The organism is Bacillus sp. FSL K6-1006 (assembly GCF_038593175.1).
Taxonomy (GTDB): Bacteria; Bacillota; Bacilli; order Bacillales; family Bacillaceae; genus Bacillus; species Bacillus safensis.
Window position 1 is genome coordinate 1,679,142 of the sequence record NZ_CP151970.1, and the last position, 16,238, is coordinate 1,695,379.

13 protein-coding genes are annotated in these 16,238 nt (G+C 41.4%); all 13 read left to right on the plus strand.

What is annotated here, in order from left to right:
• Positions 1-63: 63 nt before the first annotated feature.
• The 13 genes from NSS65_RS08610 to NSS65_RS08670 all read left to right on the plus strand — a co-directional run bounded on the left by NSS65_RS08610 (position 64) and on the right by NSS65_RS08670 (position 16,183).
• Positions 64-540: a MarR family transcriptional regulator gene (locus NSS65_RS08610; RefSeq protein WP_046311014.1), complete on the plus strand. Its 477-nt coding sequence runs from the start codon at positions 64-66 to the stop codon at positions 538-540.
• Positions 518-3,637 (plus strand): MMPL family transporter, encoded by a 3,120-nt coding sequence (locus NSS65_RS08615; protein WP_326135113.1) that lies wholly within the window; start codon positions 518-520, stop codon positions 3,635-3,637. The genes NSS65_RS08610 and NSS65_RS08615 overlap by 23 nt, the downstream gene beginning before the upstream one ends.
• A gap of 28 nt (positions 3,638-3,665) precedes the next feature.
• Positions 3,666-4,397 (plus strand): SDR family oxidoreductase, encoded by a 732-nt coding sequence (locus NSS65_RS08620; protein ID WP_081124409.1) that lies wholly within the window; start codon positions 3,666-3,668, stop codon positions 4,395-4,397.
• Between the two features lie 73 nt (positions 4,398-4,470).
• A complete protein-coding gene (locus NSS65_RS08625) occupies positions 4,471-4,728 on the plus strand; it encodes a DUF3243 domain-containing protein (protein ID WP_024424114.1) in 258 nt (85 codons plus the stop codon).
• Positions 4,729-4,859: 131 nt separating this feature from the next.
• Positions 4,860-5,651: a DUF3388 domain-containing protein gene (locus NSS65_RS08630; protein WP_003211480.1), complete on the plus strand. Its 792-nt coding sequence runs from the start codon at positions 4,860-4,862 to the stop codon at positions 5,649-5,651.
• Between the two features lie 23 nt (positions 5,652-5,674).
• Positions 5,675-6,574 carry a helix-turn-helix domain-containing protein gene (locus NSS65_RS08635; protein WP_061109885.1) on the plus strand — a complete coding sequence of 300 codons (900 nt, stop codon included), beginning with the start codon at positions 5,675-5,677 and terminating at the stop codon, positions 6,572-6,574.
• A gap of 73 nt (positions 6,575-6,647) precedes the next feature.
• A complete protein-coding gene (gene pgsA, locus NSS65_RS08640; protein ID WP_008358030.1) occupies positions 6,648-7,229 on the plus strand; it encodes a CDP-diacylglycerol--glycerol-3-phosphate 3-phosphatidyltransferase in 582 nt (193 codons plus the stop codon).
• Between the two features lie 16 nt (positions 7,230-7,245).
• On the plus strand, positions 7,246-8,496 hold the full coding sequence (locus NSS65_RS08645) for a competence/damage-inducible protein A (RefSeq protein WP_070325846.1): 1,251 nt from the start codon (positions 7,246-7,248) through the stop codon (positions 8,494-8,496).
• A gap of 177 nt (positions 8,497-8,673) precedes the next feature.
• The gene (gene recA, locus NSS65_RS08650; RefSeq protein ID WP_034281901.1) at positions 8,674-9,717 is read left to right on the plus strand and encodes a recombinase RecA; all 1,044 of its coding nucleotides are present in this window, start codon (positions 8,674-8,676) and stop codon (positions 9,715-9,717) included.
• 308 nt (positions 9,718-10,025) lie between these two features.
• Positions 10,026-11,588 (plus strand): ribonuclease Y, encoded by a 1,563-nt coding sequence (rny, locus tag NSS65_RS08655; RefSeq protein ID WP_003211958.1) that lies wholly within the window; start codon positions 10,026-10,028, stop codon positions 11,586-11,588.
• Between the two features lie 90 nt (positions 11,589-11,678).
• Positions 11,679-12,473, plus strand: a complete 795-nt coding sequence (locus tag NSS65_RS08660; RefSeq protein ID WP_024424109.1) for a TIGR00282 family metallophosphoesterase — start codon at positions 11,679-11,681, stop codon at positions 12,471-12,473.
• Between the two features lie 202 nt (positions 12,474-12,675).
• Complete coding sequence (gene spoVS / locus NSS65_RS08665; RefSeq protein WP_003211281.1) at positions 12,676-12,936, plus strand: stage V sporulation protein SpoVS; 261 nt, start codon at positions 12,676-12,678, stop codon at positions 12,934-12,936.
• Between the two features lie 202 nt (positions 12,937-13,138).
• Positions 13,139-16,183, plus strand: coding sequence for an efflux RND transporter permease subunit (locus tag NSS65_RS08670; protein ID WP_326135114.1), 3,045 nt, complete (start codon positions 13,139-13,141; stop codon positions 16,181-16,183).
• Positions 16,184-16,238 lie beyond the last annotated feature (55 nt).

The following is a 16,238-nucleotide window of genomic DNA, read 5'->3' on the forward strand; positions in this document are numbered from 1 at the left end:
TTTGTTTTGGATATTAGTTAAACTCTTTAATAGTTAAACACTTAAACTAAAAAGGAGCAGCGTATGGAACAAAATAAAATTGCCCAGCTCATCCAAAGGTATGCAGATGTCTATCTCTGGATGGAGAAAAAAGTCTCGAGTATGATCACTGAAAAGCTTGATAAAGAGCTGACACTTGATCAATATTACTCGCTTCGATACATCAATTTACATCCAGGGTGTACATCTACGGACCTTGCTTATGTATGTAATGTAAACAAAAGTGCTGTAACATCCATGACTAATCGTCTTTTTACGAAAAACTATATTTTTCGTGAACATGATCAAGCTGATAGAAGGAATGTTCACCTGTACGTCACGCCAGAGGGCAAAGAAGTGGTCAGCCGAATGGAAAAGCAGCTTCAAGACTTAGTTCGGTCTTATTTTGAAAAGCTTGAAGAAAAAGAAATGGAATCATTTATTCAAACATATGAAAAGATCTATCAAGTGATCATCGAAGAGGAGGCACAAAGTTCTAATGAGAGCAATCATAAAGGGTAGATGGCTGATCACGATCCTGTGGGTCGTATTAGCGGCAGTGTTACTCATCACCGCTCCTAATATGGCGCAATTAACAAAAGAAAAGGGGCAAATTTCTGTACCAGACGGCTATCCGTCCTCATATGCCAATCAGTTATTAAAGAAAATGTCTGAAAACGGCGATACAGAAAAATCAATCGTCATTGTCTTTCAAGAAAAGAACATTGTGAAAGAAAGAGAAACATCTTTAAAAAAGGCAATGGATATTTTAGAAAAGGATCAAGATCTCCACATAGAGGACATTACTTCTTACTTTGAAGCCAATAAAGATATCAAAAAACAAATGCTCTCTAAAGATCAAACGACACTCCTTGTTCCAGTTACATACGACTCAAACAAAATCAAAGCGTCCGATTTTAAAGAAAGAGTCAATGAAAAGCTGAAAAGCTTAAATCTGAAATTTGAAATGACAGGGCAGCCGTTAATTGATGATGATGTTATTACAAGTTCGCAGGAAGGCCTGAAGAAAACAGAATTCATTACGATTGGGTTTATTCTCGTTGTCCTTATTCTTGTCTTTCGGTCAGCTGTGGCGCCTTTCGTTCCGTTAGTCGCAGTGGCACTGTCTTACTTGGTGAGTCAATCAATCGTAGCTTATTTAGTGAAATATGTAGACTTTCCGCTCTCGACCTTTACTCAGATCTTTATGGTCGCGATCATGTTTGGAATTGGAACGGATTACTGCATACTGCTTCTCAGCCGCTTTAAGGAAGAGATCGCACACGGTAAAGATAAAATTGAGGCGATTCTGATTACGTATAAAACAGCAGGAAAGACCGTCTTATTCAGCGGAATTGCAGTGCTGATCGGCTTTACATGTATTGGTCTGGCACAATTCCAGCTTTATAAATCAGCTGTTGCAGTAGCAGTTGGGGTTGCTGTGCTCATTGTGGCTCTTCTCACGATTGTGCCGTTCTTTATGGCAGTTTTAGGAAAGGTGTTATTTTGGCCGATTAAAGGCGATATTGCCCATCCGCAGTCAAAAATGTGGGAAACAGCAGGTCGTTTTTCATTTAAGAAACCGCTTTTCAGCTTATTAATTGTAGGAATCATTACGCTTCCGCCAATTCTCATGTATAAAGGAACTCTTTCTTATAACAGCTTAGATGAAATTGGTAATAAATACGAATCGGTTAACGCATTCAATACCATTTCTGATAAGTTTGGACCGGGTGAAGCACTTCCGGCAACAGTGGTCGTGAAATCATCTGACCTTTTAGACAACAATGAAGGGCTGATTGCCATCGAAAAACTCAGCCGTGCAATTGAACAAACAGATGGGGTCAGTAAAGTGAGAAGTGCCACTCGTCCTGTCGGTAAAGGGCTGAGTGATCTGTACGTGAAATCACAAGCCAAAGAACTGAACACAGGACTTGATAAAAGCAATGAAGGCTTGAAAAACATCCAAGATGCACTGACGACAATGAGTCAATCCATTGAGGATCAAACACCGCAAATCAAATCATCAGGAAAAGGCATTAACAAATTGATTTCTGGTACAGAATCTGTGCAAACAGGGATTCAAAATGTTGAAAAATCCTTAAGAAAATTGCAAAACGGCATCGACCAAAATAAAAAAGGTGTAGCAGCCATTAAAGATGAAATCAAAGGTGCGAAAAAGGAATTAACGGCTCAAGTCGCACAAGTGAATCAGCAAGTTTCACTGTATAAAAGCATTTCTAAAGAACTAAAGGCGGCGTTAGCGCAAGTGGATACATCATCCTCTGCCGCAGCAGATGTAAAAGCGTTAATCAAACAAGCAAATACACAATTTAGTACACTTGAAAAGCAAATCCCGCAGGTAAAAGAAAATCAATCGTATCAAGCGATTAAAGCTTCGTACAACGAACTTTCTGCGACATTGCAAGAAGGGGCGAAACAGGCAGACAGCTATGCCAAACAAGCGAAAGAAGCTAGAAAGCAGCTTGAAGCAGCTGATGCCTTTATCGCAAAAGCCTCTGAACAGCAAAAAGTCTTGACGAATCAAATCGATGAGCTCATTGCTGGTTTAGACGCAGTTGAAACTGGACTGGATCAAACGTCTAAAGGTCAAGGACAATTAGCTGATAATATGCCAAAGCTTGCAAATGGAGCGGGCGACATCATGAATGGCCAAAAGCAAATGAAAGAAAAGATTGGCGGCTTTGGGGATAACCTGACCAAGCTGACAGACGGCCTGAACAAAAGTGTAAATGGACTGGAGAAAATTTCGAGCGGCTTAATGGGTGCAGGTGACTACTTAGATGAATTGAAAAATGCACCAGATCAAGATATGGCCGGCTGGTTTATTCCAAAAGACGTCTTAAAAAATAAAGCATTCAAGCAAGTATTTGATTCATACATGTCAGATGATCGCAAGATGACAAAAATTGATGTCATTTTAGAGAAAAATCCATATGGAAATGACGCCTTGTCGATAATTAAACAAGTGGAAGCTTCTGTCGAGCGGGCACTTCCTGAAACAAACCTAAAAGATGCGTCATTTGGCGTCTCAGGTGTATCAAGTATGAACGCTGATCTAAAACAGCTGTCAGACCAAGATTTCAATAAGACAGTTCTTTACATGATGATTGGTATTTTCCTTATTTTGGTGATTTTGTTCCGTTCGCTTGTCATGCCGCTTTACTTGGTAGGTTCACTCATATTGACTTACTTTACAGCAATCGGTGTAACAGAATTTATTTTCACCCATTTCTTCGGATATCCTGGCATTAACTGGGCAGTACCATTCTTTGGATTTGTCATATTAATGGCGCTCGGAGTCGATTATTCGATTTTCTTAATGGAGCGGTTCAATGAATATAAAACAAAAGACATCCAGTTTGCCATGACTGAATCAATGAAAAATATGGGATCTGTCATTATGTCTGCTGCTGTTATTTTGGCAGGTACATTTGCCGCAATGCTTCCATCCGGTGTGCTGTCTCTCCTGCAGATTGCAACACTTGTCCTCACAGGACTTTTACTGTACGCACTCGTTGTGCTACCATTATTCGTACCTGTGATGGTGAAATTGTTCGGAGCAGCCAACTGGTTCCCATTTAAACGAAAAGAATAGGTATTCTATATAGAAAGAAGGAATCAATGTGACGAGTCGTTGGGCGCTGATAACAGGTGCCAGTGGCGGGATTGGGCAGGCAGCTGCCAAAAAGCTTGCCCAAGAAGGCTGCCATGTGATGCTCCATTATTATAAAAATGAACAGGCAGCTGTGCGCCTCGCCGCTCATTTAGATGAGGTATATTCCATTCAAACGCATGTCGTTCAAGCAGATTTATCTAAAACGGGAGGAGCAGATGAGCTTGTCAGCCGTCTGCCGCTCTGTCCAGATATTCTTGTTTTAAATAGCGGCAGGAGCCATGTCGGATTGGTGACAGACACAGAAAAAGACGTATTAGCCAGTATGGTGCAGCTTCATGTCACAAGTCCATATGAGCTTACCCAATCCCTTTTACCTGCCATGATTCAAAAGAAAGCAGGCCATATCATTGCGGTCAGCTCGATATGGGGAGAAACGGGAGCATCGTGTGAAGTGCTGTACAGCATGGTCAAAGGTGCGCAAAATGCATTTATAAAAGGATTAGCAAAAGAGCTTGCTCCAAGTGGAATTAGAGCAAATGCTGTCTCGCCAGGTGCTGTCAAAACAGACATGATGAATCGTTTTACGCAGGAAGACATCGCGATGCTGGAAGAAGAAATTCCGCTTGGCCGGCTTGCATCGCCTGAGGAGGTTGCAGATGTCATTTGGTTTCTCGCCTCAAAACAGTCAAGTTATATCACCGGTCAAATTTTATCTGTCAATGGCGGCTGGTACTGTTAAAAAACGTGTATAATTCGTCTCTCCATGACAAAAGCTATGGCTGTAATTCATCTTTTCGAATGGAGGAATCGACATGTCTGTACTTGAGAACTGGGACCATTGGAAAAACTTTTTAGGTGATCGCTTAAATCATGCGCAGGATAAAGGTTTAGAGGATGAGACCATCAATAACCTTGCGTATGAAATTGGCGGATATCTAGCTAACGAAGTTGAGGCAAAGAACGAGCAGGAAAGAGTACTTGCTGACCTTTGGAGCGTTGCATCAGAAGATGAGCAGCGTGCCATTGCAAATATGATGGTCAAGCTGGTTGAAAATAATAGCTCGCACTAAACAAAAAGAGAGGTCGTTTGTGCCTCTCTTTTTATTTTAACCGTTTCACAACATTGTGCTTTCTAAAAATGTGAAAATGCTTTATGATAAAGGAAGGTAAAAATTTGCCACAATGAAGGGGGTAATATCATTTGGCAAAGCTCGAATGGTATTTTGAATATGAGATACAGGTAAACCGTCCCGGACTTTTAGGAGACATTTCTTCTCTAATGGGGATGCTTTCAATTAATATTGTGACAATCAATGGTGTTGATGTATCAAGACGCGGAATGCTTTTACGCTGTGACCACACAGATCAAATTAAGCGGCTTGAATCAATTTTAAATACAATGGAAACGATAAAAGTAACGAAATTAAGACAGCCAAAGCTTCGTGACCGCTTAGCTGTTCGTCATGGAAGATACATACAGCGTGATGCGGATGACAAAAAGACGTTCCGTTTTGAAAGAGACGAGCTCGGTCTTCTTGTTGATTTTATGGCTGAACTCTTTAAAAAAGAAGGACATAAATTGATTGGGATTCGCGGAATGCCGCGTGTCGGAAAAACAGAATCAATTGTGGCTTCAAGTGTTTGTGCAAGCAAGAGATGGCTGTTTGTATCATCAACTCTTTTGAAACAGACGATCCGAAGTCAGCTGATCGCAGATGAATACAGCCCAGATAACGTCTTTATTATTGATGGGATTGTGTCGACAAGAAGAGGTTCTGAGAAGCATTTGCAGCTTTTAAGGGAAATTATGAGACTGCCGGCAACGAAGGTGGTCGAGCATCCAGACATCTTTATTCAAAATTCAGAATATACAATGGATGATTTCGACTATATCATTGAATTGCGGAATAGCGCAGACGAAGAGATTACATATGAACACGCTGAAGAACCACAAGTGTTTGATCATTCTGGTTTTTCCGGCTTCGATTTTTAATATGGTAATGGTAGGTGTTTGTTTTGACTGAATTGGGAAAACGGCTCGTTGAGGCCAGAGAGGAAAAAGGGATGTCGCTGGAGGATCTGATGGCGGCTACCAAGATCCAAAAGCGCTATTTGCTAGCAATCGAACAAGGAAACTATGATATTATTCCAGGTAAATTTTACGTCAGAGCGTTTATTAAACAATATGCCGAAGCCGTTGGACTGAATCCTGAACAATTGTTCGAAGAATTTCGTAAAGATGTTCCAAGCACGTATAACGATGAAGTATCTGATAAATTATCGAATATTAAGCCGCAAAGAGAGCTGCCAAAGCCTGCCTCGAAAGTGCTTGAACTATTGCCGACAATTTTAATTATTGGAGGCATCATTGTGGTCATCGCCATCATCTATGTGATCGTGCAGGCGGTCAATCATGATAGCGGACAGAAGAATAATCAGGCGGCCCCTCAGCAATCAGAATCTAAATATGAAGTATCTGAGGATTCATCTCTTGCAAAAGATCAAAAGAAAAAAGAAAAAGCTTCGTCAGATGATAAAGAAAAATCTTCTAAAAAAGACGATTCATCAAAAGACGATGAAACTGTTTCTTTAAAGGCGACGAATACAGAAGGCTCGACAACAACGTATGAAGTATCAGGTGCAGACGAAATGGAGTTAACCATTTCTGCCTCGCAAGCTTCATGGCTGCGCGTAAGAGACGAATCTGGAAAAGTGCTGAAGATGGGTGAACTAAAAGATGGCGAATCGTTTAAAACAGACCTGTCTGAGCTTTCTCAGGTCGATATCCGTCTAGGCAATGCGTCTGGAATAGATATCAAGGTAAATGACGAGACACTTAAGTACGAATTAGACCCTAAGAACACCATGACACAAAACATTGTGATTGTGAATAAAGGAAAGGAAAAGTCATCTTAAGCAAGTAGATGACTTTTCTTTTGTTCCTACTATTATATACATAAAAAATTGCATTATTGGAGGATTGGATTTCATGTTTAACTTACCGAATAAAATAACCCTTTCTAGGATCGCCTTGATCCCTGTTTTTATGATTATTATGCTTGCACCGCTAGATTGGGGTGTTGCGCGCTTTGGCGACGTCAGCATCGAAGTGACGCACCTTGTTGGAGCGATCTTGTTTATCGTCGCTTCAACAACTGACTGGATTGATGGATACTACGCACGTAAGCTTAATTTAGTGACGAACTTTGGTAAATTTTTAGATCCGCTTGCAGATAAATTGCTTGTTTCAGCTGCTTTAATTATACTTGTTCAATACAACCTCACACCGGCATGGATGGCGATTGTGATCATCAGCCGTGAATTTGCTGTAACAGGTCTAAGGCTTGTATTAGCCGGAGGCGGTGAAGTAGTGGCAGCGAATATGCTTGGAAAGGTGAAGACATGGGCGCAGATCATTGCGATTTCAGCACTTTTACTGCATAACCTGCCGTTTGAACTAGTGTCATTCCCGTTTGGTGATCTAGCGATGTGGGTAGCGGTGTTCTTCACTGTTGTCTCAGGCTGGGATTACTTTGCAAAAAACTGGGAAGCTTTAAAGAATTCTAACTAAAAAGGACGTGTACGCTTTGAAGTCAGAGAGAAAAGCAGAAATTATTGCAGTCGGTTCCGAACTATTGCTAGGGCAAATTACGAATACGAATGCACAATTCATCAGCAAACAACTAGCTGAAATTGGTGTGAATGTTTATTACCACACAGCAGTTGGTGACAATCCAGAGCGTTTAAAACAGGCCATTCAGGTGGCGCAGGAAAGATCTAATTTTATTATCTTCTCAGGTGGTCTTGGACCAACCAAAGATGACTTAACAAAAGAAACCATTGCGAGCTCGCTTGGGAAAGAGCTTGTACTAAATGAAGAAGCATTTGAATCGATTCAAGACTACTTTCGAAAGACCGGACGCGTTATGTCACCGAACAACCGTAAGCAGGCACTCGTTCTAGAAGGGTCTGATGTGCTCGTGAACCGTTTCGGGATGGCCCCGGGTATGTTTGTTCAAGAAGACGATACGTTTTATATGCTTCTTCCTGGACCGCCAAGTGAATTGCACCCGATGTTTGAAAACGAGGCAAAGCCGCTGATTTCTGAGAAGCTTGGCTTAAAGGAAAAGATCGTGTCTGTTGTTCTGCGCTTCTTCGGAATCGGTGAATCGCAGCTTGAAACAGACCTAGAAGATTTAATTGACGCTCAAACGAATCCGACAATTGCACCACTCGCATCTGACGGTGAAGTGACGCTAAGGCTGACTGCTAAGCATGAGGATGAAAAAGAAACAGAGCGTCTGTTAAAAGAAACAGAAGCGCAAATTTTGGCGCGGGTAGGTGAGTACTTCTACGGATATGGGGATACATCACTTGTCCGCGAAGCATCCAAAGCCTTGCACGAGCACGGAAAAACAGTAGCAGCAGCAGAAAGCCTGACTGGCGGAATGTTCTCCGAATGGCTGACAGATCTCGAAGGAGCATCATCCATTTTGAACGGAAGTGTGGTTTGTTATACAAACCAAGTCAAGCAGCAGGTACTTGGCTGCCGAGAGGAAACATTGTCTTCTCATGGTGCTGTCAGCAAAGAGTGTGCTTTAGAGCTTGCTGAAGGAGTTAGAAAGCTGACCGGAAGTGATATTGGCATTAGCTTTACGGGTGTAGCAGGACCTGATACCCAAGAGGGTCAGCCTGTTGGAAAAGTGTTCATTGGACTATCTACGAAAGACCAGACGGACGTGTTTGAATGGATGTTTACAGGCAGCCGGTCGGGCATTCGAAAGCGTGCTGTGAAATATGGTCTGCATCACTTACTCAACTTATTAAAAGAGAGTTAATTTTGTTTTTTGTTAGGTTTACTCCTTTATAAAAGTGCGTTTTTTCTAATAGAAAATACTCTTTTCTTAAAAAATCTGCCAAGAAAAAATCGAATATGTGTTCGTTTTTTTCTTGGCAAATGACGTAAAACAAGGTATAGTATAGATAGTGGAATTGATAAAGGAGGAAACAATAGAATGAGTGATCGTCAAGCAGCCTTAGATATGGCTCTTAAACAAATAGAAAAACAGTTTGGTAAAGGCTCTATTATGAAACTAGGAGAGCAAACAGATACACGTATTTCAACAGTACCTAGTGGTTCGTTAGCACTTGATACTGCGCTTGGAATAGGCGGATATCCCCGCGGCCGTATTATCGAAGTATATGGTCCAGAGAGTTCTGGTAAAACGACAGTAGCCCTTCATGCCATTGCTGAAGTTCAGCAGCAGGGAGGACAAGCTGCATTTATTGATGCAGAGCATGCACTCGATCCAGTTTACGCTCAAAAACTAGGTGTCAACATTGATGAACTGTTACTTTCTCAGCCGGATACAGGAGAGCAAGCACTTGAAATTGCAGAAGCTCTTGTCCGAAGCGGGGCAGTTGATATTGTTGTTATTGACTCTGTAGCTGCTCTTGTACCAAAAGCAGAGATTGAAGGAGACATGGGTGATTCACATGTTGGTCTTCAAGCACGTTTGATGTCCCAAGCGCTCCGTAAACTATCAGGTGCCATCAACAAATCAAAAACAATTGCCATCTTTATCAACCAAATTCGTGAAAAAGTTGGTGTCATGTTTGGTAACCCTGAAACAACGCCTGGTGGACGTGCGCTGAAGTTCTATTCGTCTGTTCGTTTAGAAGTGCGCCGTGCTGAACAGCTGAAACAAGGCAATGACATTATGGGGAATAAAACGAGAATTAAAGTGGTCAAAAACAAAGTAGCACCTCCATTCCGTATTGCCGAAGTAGACATTATGTACGGTGAAGGGATCTCAAAAGAGGGAGAAATCATCGACCTTGGAAGCGAGCTGGATATCGTACAAAAGAGCGGTGCTTGGTATTCTTACCAAGAGGAACGTCTTGGACAAGGCCGTGAAAATGCGAAACAGTTCCTAAAAGAAAATAAAGATATCATGCTGATGATCCAGGAGCAAATTCGCGAACACTACGGTTTGGATACAAACGGAGTGAAAGCAGCTGAAGAAGAAGGACAAGAAGAATTGGAGTTTAATGACTAAAAAGACTAAAAGACGCTGAAAAGCGTCTTTTTTTTACATTTACATGACAGCTGGCAGGTCAAAAGTTCTGTCTTTGCTTGAAATAACGACTTACGCCTCAGTCTGACTAGCTTGACAAGTATTTCCGACACAATTACAATGGGAATGTATCACTTGTTTTTCTTAACATGATTGATAACTAATTTAAACTTGACAAGGGCAGTGAGGATCTCATTCCCTGTGAAGGCCCTGTATGTTGAGACACAAAACAATGTACATGCCGACACTTTATTTGTAAAACCAAGTTCATAGCAAGAGGAGGTGAAAATATGTCGCCTACGATGTTTACGATCATCTCCATTTTGCTGAGCCTAATCTGTTTAGTTGTTGGCTACTTTGTTCGTAAAACCATTGCAGAAGCAAAAATATCCGGCGCAAGAAACATGGCCGAACAAATTGTTGAGGATGCAAAGCGTGATGCGGAAGCATTGAAGAAAGAAGCGCTCTTGGAAGCGAAAGATGAAATTCATTCGTTTCGTGTAGAGGCGGAGCAAGAAGTTCGTGAAAGACGAAATGAGCTTCAAAGACAAGAAAACCGTTTACTTCAAAAAGAGGAAAATCTTGATCGCAAAGACGAATCTTTAGATAAACGGGAGTCCCTGTTGGAGAAGAGAGATCATTCTCTGAATGAACGACAACAACATATTGAAGAGATGGAAAGCAAAGTGGATGATATGATTCGTTTGCAGAAAGCCGAGTTGGAACGTATTTCAAGTCTAACTCGAGATGAAGCGAAACAAATCATTCTGGATCAAGTTGAAAATGAGCTTTCCCACGACATTGCAGTCATGACGAAAGAATCTGAAAACCGAGCGAAAGAAGAGGCTGACAAAAAGGCGAAAAACATTCTTTCACTTGCGTTACAGCGTTGTGCAGCTGATCATGTGGCTGAAACAACGGTATCTGTAGTCAATCTTCCAAATGATGAGATGAAAGGTCGTATTATCGGACGTGAAGGACGAAATATCCGTACGTTAGAAACGTTAACAGGTATTGACTTGATCATAGATGATACACCTGAAGCTGTTATACTATCGGGCTTTGATCCGATTAGACGTGAAACAGCGAGGATAGCTCTGGACAAGCTAGTCCAGGATGGCCGCATTCATCCTGCACGAATTGAAGAAATGGTGGAAAAATCACGCCGTGAAGTCGATGATTATATCCGTGAGATGGGTGAGCAAACGACATTCGAAGTCGGAGTTCACGGTCTGCATCCGGATCTGATCAAAATTCTCGGCCGCTTAAAATTCCGTACAAGTTATGGACAAAATGTCCTGAAGCATTCAATTGAGGTTGCACATCTTGCAGGTCTCATGGCTTCAGAGCTTGGAGAAGATGCAAAGCTTGCAAAACGAGCAGGTCTTCTTCATGACATTGGAAAAGCCATTGATCATGAAGTAGAAGGAAGCCACGTAGAAATTGGCGTTGAGCTTGCGACGAAATATAAAGAGCATCCTGTTGTCATCAACAGTATTGCCTCTCACCACGGTGACCAAGAACCGACATCTATTATCGCTGTTCTTGTTGCGGCAGCTGATGCATTATCTGCAGCACGCCCTGGTGCAAGAAGTGAGACACTTGAAAATTACATTCGGAGACTTGAGAAATTAGAAGATATCTCTGAATCTTATGAAGGTGTTGAAAAATCGTTTGCGATACAGGCTGGACGTGAAGTACGTATTATGGTGAAGCCAGATTCAATTAATGATCTTGAAGCTCACCGTCTAGCAAGGGATATTCGTAAGCGAATTGAGGACGAGCTCGATTACCCTGGTCACATTAAAGTGACAGTCATTCGAGAAACTCGCGCAGTAGAGTATGCAAAATAGAGCGGTGCGCTTAGCGCCGCTTTATTTTTTTGTGTAAATATGCAACACTGATAAGAAGATCAATTTAAAAGAGAAAGGGTTCAAAAGCGCATGAAAATATTATTTGTTGGAGATATCGTCGGTTCACCTGGCAGAGACACACTGAAAGAATACTTGCCAAAGCTGAAGAAAAAATATCAGCCGCACTTTACTATTGTCAACGGAGAAAATGCTGCTCACGGGAAAGGTCTAACTGAAAAAATCTATCATGAGCTGCTGCAAGCCGGAGCTGATGTGCTCACAATGGGTAACCATACATGGGATAAAAGAGACATTTTCGATTTCATCGATGATGCAGCAAATATGGTCCGACCTGCTAACTTCCCAGAAGGCACACCTGGAAAAGGTCTCACCTTTATTAAAAAACAAGGAAAAGAATTGGCTGTCATCAACCTGCAAGGACGTACGTTTTTACCGCCAATTGACTGCCCATTTCAAAAAGTAGATGAATTAATTGCGGAAGCATCCAAACGGACACCGTTTATTTTTATTGATTTTCATGGTGAAGCCACAAGTGAAAAGCAGGCGATGGGCTGGTATACAGACGGCCGTGCATCATGTGTCGTTGGAACGCATACACATGTTCAAACAGCAGATAACCGCGTATTGCCTAAAGGAACTGCGTATATTTCAGATGTCGGGATGACAGGACCTTATGATGGCATTTTAGGTGTTGACCGAGAAACGATCATTAAACGATTCAAAACAAGTCTCCCAGTCCGGTTTGAAATTGCAGAAGGCCGCACGACGTTAAGTGCAGTAATCGTAGAAATTGACGAACAGTCGAAAAAAGCTGTCAAAATTGATCGAATTTTGATAAATGATGACCATATTTTCTTTGAATAAATGTTCACATATTTATTTCAGAAAAATATTAATCAGAAAGAAGGAATATGCGCCCTCTATCGTGAATATAGTAAAAATGGTAGGTAGCCTGCTATTTTTGAAAAACATTTTGGGGATGGATTTTCAAAAAAATAGCATCATCTAACAAAGATTGTTCTAATGAACACTCACTTATCCATTGTAAATTTAAGGGGGAGCAGAAATGGAAATTTTAAAAGTTTCAGCAAAGTCAAATCCGAATTCAGTAGCAGGAGCATTAGCCGGCGTTTTACGTGAACGCGGTGCAGCGGAAATACAAGCAATCGGCGCTGGAGCACTGAATCAGGCGGTTAAGGCTGTCGCCATTGCAAGGGGATTTGTCGCGCCAAGCGGAGTGGATTTGATATGCATTCCAGCCTTTACTGACATTCTGATCGATGGAGAAGAAAGAACAGCCATCAAATTGATTGTTGAGCCACGATAATTCTAATTTTATTATTTTCAACCTGCTTACATCATGTAAGCAGGTTGTTTTTGTTTACCGCTATACATTTCTTATATAACATATTCAGTTCGTGAAATAGATAAAAATGACATATTAGAGCTTGCATTTTTTCACCATGATGATAAATTAAGATTAAGTTGAATTTACTTCATCAAAAATAAATATTTAAGTAGGTGAAATAATGTTCGAAGCTTTTTTGAAAAGAGGAAAGCTAGTTTTTATTTTATTTTTTATCGTTCTCATTGCTGGCGGCTATTTATTCGCGCAGCTTCCTAAACGAGAACTGCCAGAATTCGAGGCGAATCTCGTCACGATTTCTACCGTTTTTCCTGGTGCAGATGCAAAACAGGTGGAAAGAGATGTCACCAATAAACTGGAATCAGCCCTATCTGATATCAACGGTGTAGAGAAAACGAGCTCGGTTTCAGCCATTGGTTTCTCAAATATTGTGATTGAAATTGAGGACCAAGCCGACTTTCAAAAGGCGGCAAGTCAAATTAAGAATGAAACCACAAGTGCTGCGTCGTCTTTTCCTGATGGGGTGATGGAGCCGGAAGTAAAGGATGAATTTGGCAGCGTGCCGGTTGGTTCTTATATGATTGTGTCGAGTGAATCATCGGACTTAGCAAAGAGTCAGAAATCGCTGCGTGCATTGAAGGAAAAAGTGGAGGACATCAAAGAGGTAGACAGTGTCGTTATCAAAGGCTTAAATGACAAACAAGCGATATTAAATTTAGATTCAAACAAGCTGGAGGGTGAAGGGCTCAATGTAACTGATGTCACAAATGCCATCAATCAGGAATTTGACACATCTCCGCTAGGCGATATTCGGGCAGGCAAAGAGAAGGTGAAGCTGTCCATCAATACATATGACCGCTTAGATCAGGTTAAAAAGATTGAGCTTTTTTCTAAAACGAAAAGAGAGCCGGTCACAATTAGTCAGCTTGGCAGTTTAAAAGAAGTAGAAAAACAGAAAAGTGATATTGTGTCGTATAACGGAAAGCCCGCTTATTCATTTACTGTGAATATTAAACCAGGGCTTGATATTCCTAAAATGTATGACAAAGTCAGTGATGTCATTGAGAAAGAAAAGCAGCTGCCAAACGGGGTGGAGTGGGTAGACTACTATTCACAAAAAAGTGAAGTGGATACCATTTTCAATGATTTAATAAAAGAAGCCATTGTTGCGGTCATTGCTGTCATAATTGTTACCACACTTGGACTCACGATTGGCGGGGCGTTTATCGTTTCACTAGCCATTCCGCTATCGATTACAATTGGAACGATTCCGTTGCCATTTTTACAAGTGGACCTCAATCAAATTTCGATCATCGGCTTTATTATTGCCTTAGGGATACTTGTCGATGATGCCATTGTCGTCAATGATAATATTTTAAGACAAATGAAAAAATACGAAAGTCCGCTTAAAGGAACAATTGCAGGAGTGAAAGAAGTCGCAGGATCCATTTTGACATCAACACTAGCTGTTGTATTTGCCTTCCTGCCGCTTGTTTTCCTATCAGGTGCAAACGGTTCATTTATTCGGGCATTACCGTCTGTTCTAGTTACGACTGTGCTTGCATCCATGGTGATTTCTCTGACACTTGTACCGGTCTATCAATATACTGTGAACCGGAAAAGAAAGAACAAAAACAGTCAAAAAGAGCCGGGATTCCTAGGGAAACCATTAAAAAGGCTGGCTGATTTCTATGCAGACCGTGTGCTGACAAACATTGTGAAGCGGCCGCTCGTTATTGGACTAAGTGGTTTGCTCGTTGCAACGCTTGCTTTTTTACTTATTTTCGTCACACCATTTGAATTTTTCCCTGCGGCGAATAAGAAAGAAGTGGTCGTCACTGTCACACTTCCAAGTGAAACAACACTAGACAAAACAAATGAAACACTAAAGAAAATAGAACAAGAGATCAAACGGCAAAAAGGCATTGAAGAAACGGCGATTTTTGCAGGCGGCGGTGTGCCGAACCTGTTTAATGAAAGTATTTCAAATGCAAGTGACCATACTGGTCAGGTTGTCGTGAGAGTAGACAATGATCAGATAACTAGTAAGGCATTGATAGATCGTATGACTGAGCCTTTGCGAGAGAAATTCAATGAGGCAGAAATCTTTATGAAAACCATTGTTCAAGGGCCGCCAGCTGGAGCGCCAGTGACAGTAACGGTTGCGGGTGAATCTTTTTCAAAGCTCATTGATGTCAAAGAAACGCTGACAAATGAAATGAAAGACAAAGGGGCAAGCTTGATTACGGACGATGTCAATCAGCCGGTGAAAACGATCTCCTTTGAATTAAACCGTGAGCGGATGGCAGAGGATGGGCTCAGTGCTCAGTTTGTCAGCAGACAGCTTGGTCTTGTGACAGAAGGAATTCCATTAGGTACCTTTCAACAAGGAACAAATGATATCGATTTAGTGGTGAAACAGGATATAGGCACACATCAAAATGGTTTAAAGCTAAAAGAAATGAATGTGCCTGTGAAGACAAATGAAGGCGGTATGCCTCAACTTGAGCCGCTTAGCCGATATGTAAAAGAAAAAGAAACAGAGCAGTACGAAAGCATTCCACATGAAAATGGAGTGCCGACCATTACGCTGAAGGCGTATCCCGGTGCATCAGATTCGTTTAAAGACGATATGAAAGAAGTCGTCAATCAAGTAGGAAAAAGTTCTGCAGCGAAGGATTTGACCATTTCACAAGGTGGAGAAAATGAAAATCAGACCCAGTTCTTTATTGAAATTAGTCTCTTATTTGCAGTTGTCTTGCTGCTCATTTATGTGACCATCGCATTCCAGTTCAATTCATTGATGCTTCCGCTGTTAGTTCTAGGAACGGTTTACTTAGCCGTATCAGGAGCCATTATCGGACTGTTTGTTACACAAACACCATTCAGCTTTATGGCAACAATGGGAATTGTCTCATTGGCTGGTATTGTCGTCCGAAATGCGGTCGTCCTCTTCGAATTTATTGAGCAGCGGCGCAAGCAAGGGTTTGATCAACAGACAGCTGTCATTGAAGCAGGAAGAGCAAGGATTAGGCCGATTCTCTTAACAGCATTTACGGCACTTGTTGCACTAATGCCTGTTGCATTAAGTCATGATCCACTCTTTAAGCCGCTGGCAATCTGCATTGTATCAGGTGTGTTTTTCTCAACAATTCTGACATTATTCATTGTGCCAGCCCTATATGTTGCCGTTTCAAAGAAACGCTGACGATGAAAGCAAATCTCCGATCGAAAGGAGATTTGCTTTTTTTTTAGAAAAATAT

Coding starts and splice junctions, on each gene's coding strand:
- NSS65_RS08610 (WP_046311014.1), top strand. CDS start 64: ATGGAACAAAATAAAATTGCCCAGCTCATCCAAAGGTATGCAGATGTC.
- NSS65_RS08615 (WP_326135113.1), top strand. CDS start 518: ATGAGAGCAATCATAAAGGGTAGATGGCTGATCACGATCCTGTGGGTC.
- NSS65_RS08625 (WP_024424114.1), top strand. CDS start 4,471: ATGTCTGTACTTGAGAACTGGGACCATTGGAAAAACTTTTTAGGTGAT.
- pgsA (WP_008358030.1), top strand. CDS start 6,648: ATGTTTAACTTACCGAATAAAATAACCCTTTCTAGGATCGCCTTGATC.
- recA (WP_034281901.1), top strand. CDS start 8,674: ATGAGTGATCGTCAAGCAGCCTTAGATATGGCTCTTAAACAAATAGAA.
- rny (WP_003211958.1), top strand. CDS start 10,026: ATGTCGCCTACGATGTTTACGATCATCTCCATTTTGCTGAGCCTAATC.
- NSS65_RS08660 (WP_024424109.1), top strand. CDS start 11,679: ATGAAAATATTATTTGTTGGAGATATCGTCGGTTCACCTGGCAGAGAC.
- spoVS (WP_003211281.1), top strand. CDS start 12,676: ATGGAAATTTTAAAAGTTTCAGCAAAGTCAAATCCGAATTCAGTAGCA.
- NSS65_RS08670 (WP_326135114.1), top strand. CDS start 13,139: ATGTTCGAAGCTTTTTTGAAAAGAGGAAAGCTAGTTTTTATTTTATTT.